The following is a 15221-nucleotide window of genomic DNA, read 5'->3' as shown; positions in this document are numbered from 1 at the left end:
CGCCACGAACGCTATAACGCCTCGCTCGGCTTCATGACTCAACCCCCGGCTGATTGCCGCATAAGGATTATCGCACCGCCAGCCGAGTTTCCGGTAGGTCGTCTGACTCGCCAGCCGCAGAGACTGGCAGAAGGCTACAGGGCCGGGCGAGACGCCGCGAAAGCCTATCTGGATGTCGAGATAGCGCCTGAGGCAGTGCTCAGTCCCGCTTGAGCGCGGCCTTCAGTGAGAGCGCCAGCGCAGAGGGGTGCCCACCGTTCTGCTGCTGAGCCGGAGCCTTGCTGCTGCGATTCGAGCTGCCTCGATCCGGCCTGTCACGTCCTGAGTGGCCACGCGCACCCGCCGCCCGATCATCACGCGCGCCGCTTCGCTTGCCGTCGGACTCAGCCTCAATCGGGTCGTTCAGGCGCATGGACAGGCCGATGCGCTTGCGCTGCGTATCCACCTGCATCACCTTGACCTTGACGATGTCGCCAGCTTTCACCACGTCTCGTGGGTCCTTCACATACTGATCGCTCAGGGCGGAAATGTGCACCAGGCCATCCTGATGTACACCGATGTCGACGAAGGCGCCAAAGGCCGTCACGTTGGTCACCTGACCTTCCAGTTGCATACCAGGCCTCAGGTCGCTCAGTTTCTCGACGCCGTCAGCGAAGCGGACGGTCTGGAACTCCGGCCGCGGGTCTCGTCCCGGCTTTTCGAGTTCTGCCAGAATGTCCCTTACCGTCGGTACACCAAAGCGTTCATCAGTAAAGAGCTTCGCATCGAGACTGCGAAGATAGGCACTGTCGCCGATGAGTTCATTGATCGGCCTTCCGGCATGCGCGACGATTCGCTTCACTACCGGATAGGCTTCCGGATGAACCCCAGAGGCATCGAGCGGGTTGCTACTTTTTGGAATGCGCAAAAACCCAGCGGCCTGCTCAAAAGCCTTCGGCCCAAGACGAGGCACTTTCTTGAGTTCCGCGCGAGAGGTGAAGGTACCGTGTTCGTCGCGATAGCCAATAATACTGTCGGCCAGCGAGGATGACAGACCGGCCACGCGGGAAAGCAGTGCCGAGGAGGCGGTGTCGAGATCGACGCCTACGGCATTGACGCAGTCCTCGACCGTGGCTTCAAGACTGCGCCCGAGATCCGCCTGCGAAACATCATGCTGATACTGCCCAACACCAATCGCCTTCGGATCAATTTTCACCAGTTCGGCCAGAGGGTCCTGCAGGCGTCGCGCGATGGAGATCGCGCCGCGGATAGTGACGTCCAGATCAGGGAATTCCTGCTCCGCGAGTGCCGAGGCCGAATAGACCGATGCACCGGCTTCCGACACCATGACCTTGGTCAGGCCCGGTACCTTGGCTGCGTCTATGACTTCAAGCGCGAGCTTCTCCGTCTCCCTGCTCGCCGTGCCGTTACCGACGGCAATCAATTCGATATTATATTTCTGGCACAGCGCGCTGAGCGTGGCGACCGACTGCCGCCACTGATTTTGCGGTTGATGGGGGTAGATGGCTGTGTGGTCCAGTACCTTGCCGCTGGCATCGACGACTGCGACTTTGACACCGGTGCGGAAACCGGGATCGAGACCCAGTGTTGGACGTGGACCAGCGGGTGCAGACAGCAGCAGGTCGCGCAGGTTGGTAGCGAATACGTTGATGGCTTCAGCGTCTGCCCGGGCACGTAAGGCTGCAAACAGTTCTGTTTCCAGGTGTAATGACAGCTTGATGCGCCAGGTTGACTGGATGACCTGCGCGCGCCAGGTATCGGCTGGCTGGTTCCGGTCGGCAAACTTCAGGTGTGAGGCGATAGTCTGAATGAAACCGGCGTCACCATAGCTGGCTTCACCAGCCGCATCCCGCTCCGGAAGCAGGAGCTTCAGCGTGAGAAATCCTTCAGCCCGACCTCTGAACATCGCCATGGCTCGGTGGCCGGGAACCTTTGCGTAGCGCTCCCGATGTTCGAAATAGTCCGAAAACTTCGCGCCTTCGCCCGCTTGTCCCGCCTGCACATTCGCGCAGAGAAAGGCTTCGTCAAGCATCTGCTCTCGCAGTCGCGCGATCAGCGTGGCATCTTCAGCGAAGCGCTCCATCAGAATATAGCGGGCGCCCTCCAAGGCGGCCTTCTCATCATCCACGCCTTTTGCGGGATCGATATAAGTGCCTGCTGTTTTCGATGGATCATGCGAGGGCTGTTCCCACAATGTTTCAGCCAGAGGCTGTAAACCAGCCTCTATGGCGATCTGTCCTTTGGTACGCCGCTTCTTCTTGAAGGGCAGGTAGAGATCTTCAAGTTCGGCCTTGGTCTGGGCTGATTGCAGGCGGCGCTGTAGCTCCGGCTCAAGCTTGCCCTGATCAGCTATTTCCTTGGTAATCGTTTCCCGCCGTAGCTCGAGCGCCCTGAGATACACCAGGCGTTCGTCCAGCAGACGCAATTGCGTATCAGTCAGCCCTCCAGTGATCTCTTTCCGGTACCGTGAGATGAAGGGCACGGTCGCGCCGCCATCGAGCAGTTCGACGGCTGCCACCACCTGATGAACGCCTGCGCCAATGTCTTCGGCTATGCGCTGGTTGATAGTGTTGCTTGTAGCTGTGGTCACGTGGGGTCCTTGTTATCCGGTAAATCGGAGTCAATGGGAGGGGCCGGAGCGGATCATACACGCTTCTCGCAGCGGGGAGCCAATGGGAGGGGTGACTTCAATGGGCAACAGGGCGTGTTATAACGCCAGATCAGGTGGGCCGTCAGCTGACCTGAAAAGCTCAGTCGCTTTGGCGTTCAACGCAAGTCGAATGACGTTCCCACTGCGGCGGCATGCCGACGCCCGGCATCGTGCCAGTGGTCGGACGCATGGCTTGGTAGACTTCACCCTGATGCTTCACGAGCGCGCCTGGACTATATGACTGGCCAAACGAGAATTCATTGATATCAGGGCAGCGGCTTTCAGCAAGCTTTTTGAGGTCTTCTTCCGGCTCGCTGGCGGTGTTGGCTGCAGGTGTGGCGGGTGTTGCTTCCGATGAAGCTTGAGGGGCAGGCGCCGGGCTGCAATCTGGTGCAGCAACGACCTTCCAGCTGAAACCGCTACCAGGCTCATGCCCAGCCTGCCGCTCTCGGGACTGAAACCAGTGGCCATCATGAAAAACGATGTCCCCCTGAGCATAAGGTCGCCCGGAAATCCACTGTTCTGTCTCAGGCGAAGGGCACTCGGCTGCCGCCACTGTTGGGCAGAGAGCTAACGCAAGGACAAGGGCGGATAAGACACGAGGGCGTGCATATGAACTGCTAAGGGTAGAGGCGGTGCGTCGATTCGACATCGGGGCGATCCTGGGTAAACTGGTCAGTACTGAATGTAGCAGGGTGCGGCAGAGGACATAAGAGGAAGATCGTCAAACAAAAGAGGGCACCAAGGGTGCCCAAACACAGCAAGAAGACGCTTGCCTGAACAGGGGAACTATTCGGCGGGCTTTACAAGGACGACTGGCGTCTCCCCACTGTTATCGAAAAAGAAGGCATAGGTGCCCGTTTCCGGGGGTGTGAACATGAAATCCTCAAACACTGCTGAGCAATTAGCCTTGGCGGGTTCACCGAGCTTGATGGTCTTGAATTCTTCCGAGAGGTAGCCGCAGTTGGTGCCTGCACTCCAGGTAGCATTACCGAACTTGAAGCCATACGGTTGGCCGTCCGCTTTCAGCGACACTTCAGTGCGGTACAGATCGTCGCCGACCTTCTTGACCTTGTACTCTGGCGCAATATCCCACCAGTTGAACTGGCCGCGCAGGTAGAGGACTTCGCTGAAGTCACGTTTGCCGCTGGCAGTTTCCGAGGTCTCACTCGTGGTGGCGCAGCCTCCAAGGGCGAGCAGAGCGATGAGAGGAACGAATGCGATTCTGTTCTGCATGATGGGTATCCTTATCATTGTTTTTGGATAGCGCCCGGGGCTGGGTCTGAAAGGCGAGCCCCGGAATCAACTAAAGCTCAGAGTGCCCTACCACCAGGCTTCCATCTGAAGGCCTAGCTGGAGATCGCCGTCTACACCCTCACCACCCCGGGCTGATTCAGCCTGGTCACCGAAGAAGCTGGCGACATAGGCGCGAATGACCGGGCGTGCCCAGTAGCCAGGACCGGCAGACCACTGCTGAGCGATCGCAATTTTCTGAAGCTCGGTTGAATCATCCGAGAATGGCTGGTGCTCGTCGGCATAACCAAGCTCGATGGCTGTGCTGCTGAACGGTGTCCAGTTGAATACCGGGCGAACCACGACGCTCAGACGCTCAGGCGACTCCTGATTGATCACATCATAGGTATCGCCCTGGGCGTAAAGCGCTGAATAGCCGAGATCCCATCCGCCGCCAAGTTTGATGACACCGTGGTCGAGTACTCGCCAGCTTTCTTCAAGAGTTCCCGCGTAATACGGCGCATTCAGACTCACGCCTGCACCATGGTTGGCAAAGGCTGACTCGCCTAGCGAATCAGTGGCGTATTGCACCACAAACTTGTTGAAGCCACCCATGAATTCGGAAGCCAGCTCGGCGCTGAAGAACATGCCGTCTTCATCGTCAATGCCAGCATCTTCCTGCTGGTCGGTCAGATCGGCCATGCCGTAAACGCCGATGAGCGTGAGGTTATTGGAGCCGATAGGGAAGGCGTATCGAATATCAAACTTGTTGTTCTGAACGATATTCGTGTCATCTTCCTTCTTGTCGGAATTAAGCCAGGCCAGCGAGAACCTGCCGGAGCCCATCTGTATATTCTCGACACCACCGCCGTAGCCGGAGTTGTTGACGTAGAAGAGATCGAGCTGGTGTACATCGTGACGCTGGTAGTAGCGCTTGCCCGCCCAGAGGGTGGCGCCGGGCAGTGCATCAATGACGCCTTTACCGGACACATACAGTTGACGAAGTGCAACGTCGCCGCCACCGTAAGGATCGTTGTTGTTTCTAGTGACAGTGGTAACGGGTAAATTTGTGACTGGATCCAGCTCGACGCTGACGCCATTGACGTCGTTAGCGCCGTTAAAGGCCTGGTAGTCGTTACCCTGTCTCTGGGTTTCGTATGAAATCATGGAGTCGATGCGGAATGATTTGCCATCCTGAGCGAACAGCTCTTCCCCGATGCCGATTTCGGCGTACGTATCGCATTCATCTGCCAGTCGGCCGACATAATGTCCGTTTGCACCACTACCGAAACAGGTTTGTTCGCCGCCGCTATTTACGTTAGTGGACAGGCCGGCACGGGCATATCCGAAGAATTCGACAGCCACCGCGGACGATGCAAACGCGGCTGCCGCAACTGCCGCCGCAATGGCTGAAAGTCTTTTAACTTGAAGGTGGTTCATGAGGTGCTTCCTGTGTTTTTGTTGTCTTGTTCGATAGTCATCCAAGCGTCTACTCGCTGCATCATCCACCCCCGTTTTTTTAGGGGAGGGGGAGCAGGTGGGCTTGGGGCGTAGAAGGGTGTGAGTGATGCTCGGCAGATCATTGTTCGTCGTTACGGGAGACGCTGAATTGAATTGACTTCGTACCTGACTGTTCTCCCATCCACCAGAGGATTCTGCCATGTCACGATCTGTTTTCTACCCGATTTTTATTGGCTTTTTCATGAGCGCATCGGCGTCGGCGGCGCCGATTCCGGCGACAGATTTCGATAGTCTGAGCCTAGGCTCCAGAATAGTCGGGCCTGTGGGTCCGGACGTTGAAGTCTCTCTCATTCGGACCAACGGCGACAGCGTTGGAGATCTCAGCAGTAGTGTCAGCTGCCCAGCCGGAGTCACGGAATGCGTGCCGTCCGCCAATCCGTACGGGACGATATACACCTATGCCCATATAGTGACTCCAGGCGTAGATATGCCGAACGATCCGCCTTTTCCTGAGCCGGTGACCGTAGTCGACTTCGATGGTGTCGAGCTGTTCGAGCTTGGCTTCGAGGCCTACGGATTCAACGGTGTCGCTGGCTACGATTTCAGTGAGGCTGACCTGGCGGGCGTTAACTTCTCAATCGATCAAGGCGCCTCTGGATCGCTGGCCTGGATCGCCGATGGGCAGGGATGGGGCACCGGTGAGGCCATCACCTTCTTCTGGCAGTCGACACAGGCCCCGGCGGGACCGGGCGGACTGTATTCCATCTCGAACCCGACGGGCAGTGGTGCTGGGGCAGGGCCTGTGCCAGTAGCGACGGTAGTGCCTGAACCGCTGATGCCAACCCTGCTCATCACGGGGCTGGCAGCAATGGCGTTACGGCGGATGATCGGCTGATTCGATTTATTGTGATTATGGCCATCGGTGAATCCCTGGCTCAGCGAACGGGAAATCGAGTGGGCTGAAGGCTGTCCTTGATCTTTTTGAGATGGCCCTGAAAGTCGCTGCCCCGCTTGAGTGTGACGCCGGTGGTCAGGATATCGACGATCGCGAGGTGAATGATGCGCGAGGTCATTGGGACGTACACGTCGGTGTCTTCCGGAGCGGTGACCTCGAGGGCCACTGTACAGGTGTCGGCCAATGGCGACGCTGGAGCGGTAATACCAATGACAGTAGTGCCATTGCTGCGCGCAAGCTCTGCGATCTCCACCATCTCGCGAGTGCGACCGGTGTAGGAGATGACCACCATCACGTCTCCAGTGCTGGAGCCAGCTGCCACCATACGTGCCATGAGCGCGTCATTGTACGCGACCACGGGAATGTTGAAGCGGAAGAATTTGTGCTGGGCATCCAGTGCCACCGGTGCCGAACCGCCCATGCCGAAAAAGCTGATCTGCTTGGCCTGGATGAGGTAGTCGATCGCGCTGGCCAGCGCCCGGGTGTTCAGGGCCTGGCGGGCATGGTCGAGACTGGCCATCGTGCTGAGTATGATCTTGTCAGTAAAGGCCGCGACATCGTCGTCGATGTCCACATTCTGACCAACGTAGGGTGTGCCGGTCGCGATGCTTTGCGCCAGCCGGATCTTGAAATCTGGAAAACCACTCGCAGAGAAATTCCTGCAAAACCGATTGACTGTAGGCTCGCTCACGTCCGCCGCCTGCGCCAGTGCCGCAATGCTGGATCTCGTCGCTGCTGAGGGGTCCCGGAGGATGGCCTCGGCGACTTTTCTCTCCGACTTGTTCAACTGATCCAGGCGCTCCTGAAGCTGCTTCAGCAGGCTCGATGTCTGGGTGGCGGCAGCATTGGTCATGTGGAGATCCTGGTTCTGAAGTTCAGTAAAGAGTCAGCCTTGCGGGTTCGGCAGTCAAGCGACGGCAGCCAGGCACTATAGCGCCTTTTATCAATGAGCTGCGACCCCATTGGCCAGAATGATGACGGAGGCGGCGCTATCTGTGCCAGCGCTCATCGAGTGCGATACCCCGTGGATCCGTAGTAAAATAATTAACATGCGGCGCTATCATATTGGCATTGCTGCGAGAACGTGCGAATATTGTAGTAAGTTTACTACAATTCAACCGCCAATGTTTCTCTGGTGCCTTCTGATTATGATGAACAAGTCCAAGGTCTGCTGCGATATAGCCATGTTTGGCGCTTTGGGCGACCTCGCGCAGCGCAAGCTTTTCCCTGCCCTCTATCAACTGGATCGTGCAGATCTTCTACCACCCGAGACAAGGGTGCTGGCCCTGGGTCATCAGGACAGTGACACAGACAGAGTGCGAAAGCGTCTGGCAGTAAAGCTGATCGAGCACGTAGCACCGGATGAGCTGAGCGAAGCGGTGGTCGATCGTCTGCTGGCGCGAATCGAATATGTTCGCCTCGATTTCGCCAGCCCCGAGGGCTACGGCAGGATTCGGGAATGGCGTGAAGGCGCCACGGTGCCGCTGATGGTGTATATGGCTACGCCGCCCGCGCTCTATGGCGATATCGGCGGCAATCTTCGCCAGGCTGGTTGTATCGAGCCTTCGACTCGTGTAGTCGTCGAAAAGCCAATCGGGCATGATCTCGAATCGTCCAGAGTCATCAACGATGAACTGGCGGCCGTGTTCGAAGAGTCGCAGTTGTTCCGCATCGATCACTACCTGGGCAAGGAGACGGTGCAGAACCTGATCGCCCTGCGCTTCGCCAACAACCTGTTCGCCACTCAGTGGAATCAGGATCATATCTCCCACGTCGAAATCACCGTCGCTGAGCGTGTCGGTATCGAAGGACGCTGGGGTTATTTCGACAAGGCGGGTCAGCTGCGTGACATGGTGCAGAATCACCTGCTGCAGCTCCTGTGCCTGATCGCCATGGATCCACCTGCAGATCTCAGTGCCGACAGTATTCGCGATGAAAAACTCAAGGTGCTCAAGGCGCTGCGACCGATCACGCGTGATCTGGTCGACAGTCATCTCGTTCGTGGGCAATACACTGAAGGCAGTTGTGGCGGGCAGCCCGTGCCGGGGTATCTCGAGGAAGACGGCGCGGCTGCTGGCAGCAAGACCGAGACCTTCGTGGCCATCAAGGCCGAGATCAACAACTGGCGCTGGGCTGGTGTGCCGTTCTATATGCGCACCGGCAAGCGTCTGCAGGACAAGCTTTCGCAAATCATCATCCACTTCAAGCCTGCGCCCCACTACATCTTCGATCCGGATCAGGCGCACCTCGCCAATAACAGGCTCATCATTCGCCTGCAGCCCGATGAGGGCATGTCGCTGCAGATTCTCACCAAGGATCAGGGGCTGGATAAAGGTATGCGCCTGAGGCAGGGGCCGCTCGAACTGAGTTTCTCCGAAGCCTTCGACAAGGCGCGTATTCCCGATGCCTACGAGCGGCTGCTGTGGGAGGTGATGAAGAACAACCAGTATCTCTTCGTGCGCCGGGATGAAGTGGAAGCCGCCTGGCGCTGGGCGGATCAGGTCATTGCCACCTGGCAGGATCATGGGGGGCTGCCGAAGCGTTATGCGGCCGGCACCTGGGGGCCAATGGCGGCCATTGCCATGATCGCCCGCGACGGCCGCAGCTGGTACGAGGATGGCTGACGCTAGCCTTGCCTCACGACTTCCACATTACGCGCCCCGAACATTCATGCTGACTCACAGCGCCTCGCAAACAAGGAAAATCGACATGTTTCAGTCAAGTCTGCCCCAAGCTCACCGTGCCCAGATTCAGGCGGTGCTCTCATCCTGCCCGCTGGTGCCCGTCATCACTATCGATGATCTGGATCATGCGCTGGCCCTGTGTCGCGCGCTTGTGGCTGGCGGTATCAAAATTCTGGAAATTACGCTCCGTACCGAGCATGGTCTGGCAGCGATTCGTCAGCTGCGTAATGCGCTGCCTGATGTCTGGGTAGGTGCCGGCACGGTGACCACCGTCGAAAGTTACCGTGAAGCCGAAGCCGCTGGTGCCCAGTTCATCATCACGCCCGGCTCGACCCCAGCCCTGCTGGAACATGGTATCAACGCCACCGTGCCCATGTTGCCTGGCGTCTCTACTCTGTCGGAAATGATGGTCGGTTATGGTCTCGGCTACCGCGAGTTCAAGTTCTTCCCTGCTGAAGTGGCTGGCGGTGTCAGGGCGCTGCAGGCCTTCGCTGGTCCGTTCGATGACGTCAGCTTCTGTCCCACGGGTGGTATTCGGCAGGAAACGGCGCGTGACTATCTTGGCTTGGATAATGTCGCTGCGGTCGGCGGCACCTGGCTGACGCCCAAGAAGTTGGTCGATGCCAGTGACTGGGATGGCATTACACGGCTCGCAGCTGAGAGCCTGCAGCGTTGCCGGGGTTAAGTATTCAGTATTGAGGAATCTGATGGCAGGGTCGGGGCCGAGGCCGAGGCCCTGATCCTGCCAGGCGGCGAGCTAGCGAATGCTGTCGCCGACGCTGACGATTTTCAGGGTATTGGTGCCACCCTGGGCATTGGCATAATCGCCCTTGGTGATGATGACCAGGTCGCCATCTTCTACCACCTTGCGGCTGACCAGTTCCTCCACCGCCGCGGCATTGATGCGCTCATTCACCATTTCTTCCGAATCGAACGGCACGGTCTGCACGCCACGATACAGCGCGACCTTGTGCTGTGTGTCATGACGCCGCGACAGCGCGAAGATCGGCAGGCTGGACTTGATGCGGGACATCATCAGGGGCGTCGCGCCGGTTTCCGTCATACAGATCACGGCGGTGATCTGCTTGAGATGATTCGCCGCATACATGGCCGATAAGGCAATCGACTCATCTACCCTTGCCATGCTTTCGTGGATACGATGCTTCGAAGTCTGCGTCGATGGATGCTTTTCCGCACCGATACAGATACGCGCCATGGCTTCGATGGTCTGCACCGGATATTCGCCCACCGCGGTTTCTGCTGACAGCATGACGGCATCGGTATAGTCGAGCACAGCGTTGGCGACGTCAGACACTTCCGCGCGGGTCGGCATCGGGTTGTGAATCATCGACTCCATCATCTGTGTCGCGGTGATGACGATGCGGTTCAGCGTACGCGCTCGGGCAATGATGTGCTTCTGCACGCCGACCAGTTCGGCGTCGCCAATTTCCACTGCCAGATCACCCCTGGCGACCATGACCACTTCTGAAGCTTCGATCACCGCATCCAGTGCGGCTTCATCGTGCACCAGCTCGGCGCGTTCGATCTTCGCGACCAGGCCTGCGTTTGAGCCGCATTCTTTCAGCAGGGCGCGAGCTGTGTGCATGTCCTCGGCCGTGCGCACGAAGGAGACGGCCACGTAGTCCGCGCCTATTCTGGCGGCGGTCTTTATGTCGGCCTTGTCCTTTTCCGTCAGTGCGGGGGCTGACAGTCCGCCACCACGCTTGTTGAGGCCCTTGTTGCTGGAGAGCGGGCCACCGATGAGCACCTTGCAGACGATAGCCCGGTCCTCTATCCGTTCGATCTCGAGCTCGATGCGGCCGTCGTCCAGTACCAGGATGTCGCCGGCGCTGACATCGTCGATCAGCTGTTCGTAATCAATGCCGACCCGCTCAGCTGTGCCGCATTCCTTGTCCATGGCTGCGTCGAGCGTGAACTGCTGGCCAGACTGCAGGGTAATCCTGCCGTCGATAAATCGCGCAATGCGCAGCTTCGGTCCCTGCAGATCGGCGAGGATGGCGACGAATCGGCCCTGTTCCCGGGCTGCAGCACGCACGGCCTCGGCATTGTTGCGATGCTGCTCGGCGCTGCCATGCGAGAAGTTCAGTCGCGCGACATCGACACCGGCACGAATGATGGCGGCAATGGATTCGGGCGAGCTGGTGGCCGGGCCGAGGGTGGCGACGATCTTCGTGCGCCGCAGGGCAGGGGCGCCGCCCTTGACGCTCAGATTGGCGGCGCTCATGAGCGGGCGACCTTCATCAGGGCAATGGCGTTGTCGAGCATGCGATTGGAGAAGCCCCATTCGTTGTCGTACCAGGCCATGACCTTGGCGAGTCGACCAGTCACGCGGGTATGGTTGGCGTCGAAGATGCTGGACCGCGGGTCGTGATTGAAATCGATGCTGACGAGTTTTTCGTCGTTGTAACCAAGAATCGTCGAGCCTTGTGCAGCTTCTTTCAGGAGTGTGTTGATCTCTTCGGCACTGGTGTCGCGGCTGGTCACAAAGCTGAGATCGACCAGTGATACGTTGATGGTGGGCACACGAACGGCCATGCCATCGAGCTTGCCTTTGAGTTCGGGGAGCACCTTGCCAATGGCTGCGGCCGCACCGGTTTTCGTCGGGATCTGTGACTGTGTCGCTGAGCGCGCACGATAGGCGTCGCTGTGATAGACGTCGCTCAGATTCTGGTCGTTGGTGTAGGAGTGAATGGTCGTCATCAAGCCGCTTTCTATACCGATTCCGGCATGCAGGGCCTGAACGACTGGTGCGAGACAGTTGGTGGTGCAGGAGGCGTTGGAAATGATCTCGTGACCAGCGCCGAGCGTGTGGTCGTTGACGCCGTAAACGATCATGGCGTCGGCGTCTTCAGATGGCGCGGAGATGATGACCTTGCGCGCGCCGGCCTTGATGTGGCCAGCGGCTTTCTCGCGGCTGGTGAACAGGCCGGTGCATTCCATGACGACGTCGACGCCAAGCTCACCCCAGGGCAGGGCCTGAGGGTCTCGGATCGCAGTGATGGTGATGCGATCACCGTTGACGGTAATGGAGTCGGCATCACTCTCGACGGTGCCGGCAAATCGTCCGTGAACGCTGTCGTATTTCAGCAGATGGGCATTGCTCTTTGCGTCACCGAGGTCGTTGATCGCGACCACGCGCACCGCCTCCCGGTACTCACCTTCATACAGTGCGCGAAGGACATTGCGCCCTATGCGTCCAAACCCGTTGATAGCTATGCGAATGGTCATGTCGGGCCTCCTCGGCTCATTTGTTCTTGGGTGTGCTGGTTCTATATATAGTAAATATAACAAACAATATTGCGCTTGTTCAGCTTTTTCCGTGGAATGATGCTTAAAATTAAGTAAAATAACCACGAAATCGCACATCTGATGTCCCTGATCAGGCAGTACCCGATCTGCGCCGGGGCCCAACACGAGGAAAACCGTCATGAATCCCACCGTAGCCAAGGTCACCGCGCGCATTATCGAGCGCAGCCGCGCCACCCGTACCGACTATCTCGAGCGCATGGGTCAATTGCGTCAGCAGGGGCCTCTGCGCGGCACACTGTCCTGCGGCAATCTTGCCCATGGCTTCGCCGCCTGCGGCCAGGCCGACAAGAACACGCTCAAACTGGTGAACCGGGCCAACGTCGCCATCGTGTCGGCTTATAACGACATGCTCTCGGCCCACCAGCCCTATGAAGGCTTCCCCGACATCATCCGCAAGGCGGCAAACGGTATGGGATCGGTGGCGCAATTCGCCGGTGGGACCCCGGCCATGTGCGATGGTGTGACCCAGGGGCAGCCCGGGATGGATCTGAGTCTGTTTTCGAGGGATGTGATTGCGATGAGCACGGCCGTGGCGCTCAGTCACAATATGTTCGATGCTGCATTGCTGCTGGGTATCTGCGACAAGATCGTGCCAGGGCTCCTGATCGGCTCGCTCAGTTTCGGTCATCTGCCAGCGATTCTGGTCCCTGCGGGTCCTATGCCCTCGGGTCTGCCGAACAAGGAAAAGCAGCGAATTCGTCAGCTCCATGCCGAAGGCAAGATTGGCAAGGACGAGCTGCTCGAAGCCGAAAGCCAGTCCTATCACAGCCCGGGTACCTGCACCTTCTATGGCACTGCCAACAGTAACCAGATGCTGGTGGAAGTCATGGGGCTGCACCTGCCTGGCGCCGGTTTCGTTCACCCTGAAACCCCACTGCGAGATGCGCTGACCGTGGCCGCTACTGAACAGGTCATCCGTCTGTCACAGCCTAACGGTGGAACGCAGGGCCTGTGCGACGTGGTGAGCGAAAAGACGATCGTCAACGCGCTGGTGGCCCTGCTCGTGACCGGGGGCTCCACCAACCATACGATCCACTGGATCGCCATTGCGCGGGCTGCAGGCATCATCATCGACTGGTCCGACTATGCCGAGCTGTCTGCCGCCGTGCCCTCACTGACGCGCATTTACCCCAACGGTCAGGCGGATATCAATGCCTTTCACGAGGCGGGTGGCACCGGATTTCTTATTCGCGAACTGCTCGAGGCCGGGCTGTTGCACAATGATGTCGAGACCGTGATCGGGCATGGGCTGGAGCGCTACACGCGCATGCCGAGCCTCGACAACGACCAGCTGATCTGGTCTGCAGCCAATCCATCCAGCGGCGACCCTACCGTGTTGACCACTGCGGCCGAGCCCTTTGCGCCGGAAGGTGGACTGAAACTGCTCGAAGGCAATCTGGGACGTGGCGTGATCAAGGTCTCGGCTGTTGCCGAGGCGCACCAGGTGGTCGAAGCGCCAGCGGTCGTCTTCGACGATCAGAATGATCTCGCGGCTGCTTTCAAATCCGGTGCCCTGGACAAGGATTGCGTGGTCATCGTGCGGTTCCAGGGACCGGTGGCCAACGGCATGCCTGAACTCCATCAGCTGACCCCCTACCTCGGTGTGTTGCAGGACCGTGGCTTCAAGGTGGCCCTGGTGACCGACGGTCGCATGTCCGGTGCGTCGGGCAAGGTGCCTGCGGCCATTCATGTGTATCCGGAGGCGGCCAAGGGCGGTGCGCTGGCGCGAGTGAAGGATGGCGATATCGTTCGCCTCGATGCCCTACGGGGCGAACTGACTGTGCTGCTGAATGAGGCTGCGCTGGCAGAAAGACTCCCAGCCGTAGCGAATCTCCAGCCATCCCGCATCGGCTATGGCCGCGAGATGTTCGGCTGGATGCGTCGTGCTGCCAGCAATCCGGAAGAGGGTGCCTGCTCATTCTGGAATCATGAGTCATGACTTTGACAGAGGAGCTCGCGCTCGTTGGCGATATCGGTGGTACCAACGCCAGGTTGGCCCTGGTAAAGGCCGGCGAGGTCCGGCCTTCAGCGGTGGAAATCCTGCCCTGCAGCGAGTATGAGAATCTGGATGCAGCCGTGGTCGACTATCTGCGTCGCGCGGGCGTTGACCATGTGACCAAGGCCTGTCTGGCGGTGGCCTCCCCCGTACGCGGTGGACAGGTGCGGATGACCAACAATCACTGGCGCTTTACCATCGAAGACACGCGTCAACAGTTCGACTGGCGTGAGTTCAAGGTCATCAACGACTTTACCGCGATGGCCCTGGGAGTGCTGCACGTGAAGCCTGAGCATCAGACCCGGATCTGCGGCGGCAGCGGTGACCCCGCGCGGGCAAAGCTGGTGATCGGGCCTGGCACGGGCCTCGGCGTGTCTGGACTCGTGCCGATCAGAGACGGCTGGGTGCCGCTGATGACAGAGGGCGGCCACGTCGATTTCGCGCCCGTCGATGACAGGGAGATGGCGATTCTGCGAATTCTGCGCGCCCGCTTTGGACGGGTGTCGGTCGAGCGTATTCTCTGCGGGCAGGGGTTGCTCAACCTGTACCAGGCGCATGCTGAAATCGATGGCGTGGCGGCGCCGCTCAATTCACCCGAACTCATTACCGCAGCGGCACTGGAGGCTTCTGACCCACTGGCACGTGGAGCGCTTCGCCACTTCTGCGAAATGCTCGGCCGAGTCGCTGGCAATGCCGCGCTTACCATCGGTGCGCTCGGTGGCGTCTATATATGTGGCGGAATCGTGCCGCGCTTCGTCGAGTTCCTGGCTGAAAGCAATTTTCGCACGGCCTTCGAAGACAAGGGCCGGATGCGACCGCTGATGCAATCGACTCCGGTCTTCGTCGTCACCGAGCCGTACACCGGCTTGCTTGGCGCTGCAGAAGCGCTGGTGAACACGGAAGTCTGACTGG

12 protein-coding genes and 1 pseudogene are annotated in these 15221 nt (G+C 59.0%); 6 read left to right on the top strand and 7 right to left on the bottom strand.

All coding sequences use genetic code 11. From position 1 onward, the window contains the following. Positions 1-12: 12 nt before the first annotated feature. Positions 13-213, top strand: a pseudogene (locus ABD735_RS09075) (DUF6363 domain-containing protein); the annotation flags it as partial. Here ABD735_RS09075 and ABD735_RS09070 read toward each other — a convergent pair. From ABD735_RS09070 to ABD735_RS09055, 4 genes are all read right to left on the bottom strand, one after another. Further along, positions 200-2590: a Tex family protein gene (locus tag ABD735_RS09070; protein WP_344805551.1), complete on the bottom strand. Its 2391-nt coding sequence runs from the start codon at positions 2588-2590 to the stop codon at positions 200-202. The pseudogene ABD735_RS09075 and the gene ABD735_RS09070 sit on opposite strands and share 14 nt — an antisense overlap. A 160-nt stretch (positions 2591-2750) precedes the next feature. Next, positions 2751-3206, bottom strand: a complete 456-nt coding sequence (locus ABD735_RS09065; protein ID WP_344805549.1) for a hypothetical protein — start codon at positions 3204-3206, stop codon at positions 2751-2753. 233 nt (positions 3207-3439) lie between these two features. Further along, the gene (locus tag ABD735_RS09060) at positions 3440-3886 is read right to left on the bottom strand and encodes an early set domain-containing protein (protein ID WP_344805547.1); all 447 of its coding nucleotides are present in this window, start codon (positions 3884-3886) and stop codon (positions 3440-3442) included. Positions 3887-3973: 87 nt separating this feature from the next. Next, on the bottom strand, positions 3974-5323 hold the full coding sequence (locus tag ABD735_RS09055) for a carbohydrate porin (RefSeq protein WP_344805545.1): 1350 nt from the start codon (positions 5321-5323) through the stop codon (positions 3974-3976). 220 nt (positions 5324-5543) lie between these two features. Here ABD735_RS09055 and ABD735_RS09050 point away from each other — a divergent pair, with 220 nt between their 5' ends. Further along, positions 5544-6239 carry a hypothetical protein gene (locus tag ABD735_RS09050; protein WP_344805543.1) on the top strand — a complete coding sequence of 232 codons (696 nt, stop codon included), beginning with the start codon at positions 5544-5546 and terminating at the stop codon, positions 6237-6239. Positions 6240-6279: 40 nt separating this feature from the next. Here ABD735_RS09050 and hexR read toward each other — a convergent pair whose 3' ends face one another. After that, positions 6280-7152, bottom strand: coding sequence for a transcriptional regulator HexR (hexR, locus tag ABD735_RS09045; RefSeq protein WP_344805541.1), 873 nt, complete (start codon positions 7150-7152; stop codon positions 6280-6282). Between the two features lie 295 nt (positions 7153-7447). On the opposite strand from hexR, the gene zwf reads away from it, so the two are divergent. Both zwf and ABD735_RS09035 read left to right on the top strand, forming a co-directional pair. Continuing rightward, positions 7448-8923 (top strand): glucose-6-phosphate dehydrogenase, encoded by a 1476-nt coding sequence (gene zwf / locus ABD735_RS09040; protein ID WP_344805539.1) that lies wholly within the window; start codon positions 7448-7450, stop codon positions 8921-8923. Positions 8924-9008: 85 nt separating this feature from the next. Then, positions 9009-9668: a bifunctional 4-hydroxy-2-oxoglutarate aldolase/2-dehydro-3-deoxy-phosphogluconate aldolase gene (locus ABD735_RS09035; protein WP_344805537.1), complete on the top strand. Its 660-nt coding sequence runs from the start codon at positions 9009-9011 to the stop codon at positions 9666-9668. 72 nt (positions 9669-9740) lie between these two features. Here the strand turns inward: ABD735_RS09035 and pyk are convergent, their stop codons facing one another. Next, complete coding sequence (pyk, locus tag ABD735_RS09030; protein WP_344805535.1) at positions 9741-11228, bottom strand: pyruvate kinase; 1488 nt, start codon at positions 11226-11228, stop codon at positions 9741-9743. Continuing rightward, on the bottom strand, positions 11225-12232 hold the full coding sequence (gene gap, locus ABD735_RS09025) for a type I glyceraldehyde-3-phosphate dehydrogenase (RefSeq protein WP_344805533.1): 1008 nt from the start codon (positions 12230-12232) through the stop codon (positions 11225-11227). The genes pyk and gap overlap by 4 nt, the downstream gene beginning before the upstream one ends. 199 nt (positions 12233-12431) lie before the next feature. On the opposite strand from gap, the gene edd reads away from it, so the two are divergent. Both edd and ABD735_RS09015 read left to right on the top strand, forming a co-directional pair. Next, entirely contained in the window at positions 12432-14252 is a 1821-nt protein-coding gene (edd, locus tag ABD735_RS09020; RefSeq protein ID WP_344805531.1) for a phosphogluconate dehydratase, read from the top strand. After that, positions 14249-15217, top strand: a complete 969-nt coding sequence (locus ABD735_RS09015) for a glucokinase (RefSeq protein ID WP_344805529.1) — start codon at positions 14249-14251, stop codon at positions 15215-15217. Before edd ends, ABD735_RS09015 begins: the two co-directional genes overlap by 4 nt. Positions 15218-15221 lie beyond the last annotated feature (4 nt).

The sequence above is a fragment of the Allohahella marinimesophila genome (genome assembly GCF_039538005.1).
Classification (GTDB): Bacteria; Pseudomonadota; Gammaproteobacteria; order Pseudomonadales; family Oleiphilaceae; genus Allohahella; species Allohahella marinimesophila.
The sequence above is the reverse complement of the archived record's forward strand: the minus strand, read 5'-3'. Positions and strand labels throughout refer to the sequence as shown.

Coding starts and splice junctions, on each gene's coding strand:
- ABD735_RS09060 (WP_344805547.1), bottom strand. CDS start 3,886: ATGCAGAACAGAATCGCATTCGTTCCTCTCATCGCTCTGCTCGCCCTT.
- ABD735_RS09055 (WP_344805545.1), bottom strand. CDS start 5,323: ATGAACCACCTTCAAGTTAAAAGACTTTCAGCCATTGCGGCGGCAGTT.
- ABD735_RS09050 (WP_344805543.1), top strand. CDS start 5,544: ATGTCACGATCTGTTTTCTACCCGATTTTTATTGGCTTTTTCATGAGC.
- hexR (WP_344805541.1), bottom strand. CDS start 7,152: ATGACCAATGCTGCCGCCACCCAGACATCGAGCCTGCTGAAGCAGCTT.
- zwf (WP_344805539.1), top strand. CDS start 7,448: ATGATGAACAAGTCCAAGGTCTGCTGCGATATAGCCATGTTTGGCGCT.
- ABD735_RS09035 (WP_344805537.1), top strand. CDS start 9,009: ATGTTTCAGTCAAGTCTGCCCCAAGCTCACCGTGCCCAGATTCAGGCG.
- pyk (WP_344805535.1), bottom strand. CDS start 11,228: ATGAGCGCCGCCAATCTGAGCGTCAAGGGCGGCGCCCCTGCCCTGCGG.
- gap (WP_344805533.1), bottom strand. CDS start 12,232: ATGACCATTCGCATAGCTATCAACGGGTTTGGACGCATAGGGCGCAAT.
- edd (WP_344805531.1), top strand. CDS start 12,432: ATGAATCCCACCGTAGCCAAGGTCACCGCGCGCATTATCGAGCGCAGC.
- ABD735_RS09015 (WP_344805529.1), top strand. CDS start 14,249: ATGACTTTGACAGAGGAGCTCGCGCTCGTTGGCGATATCGGTGGTACC.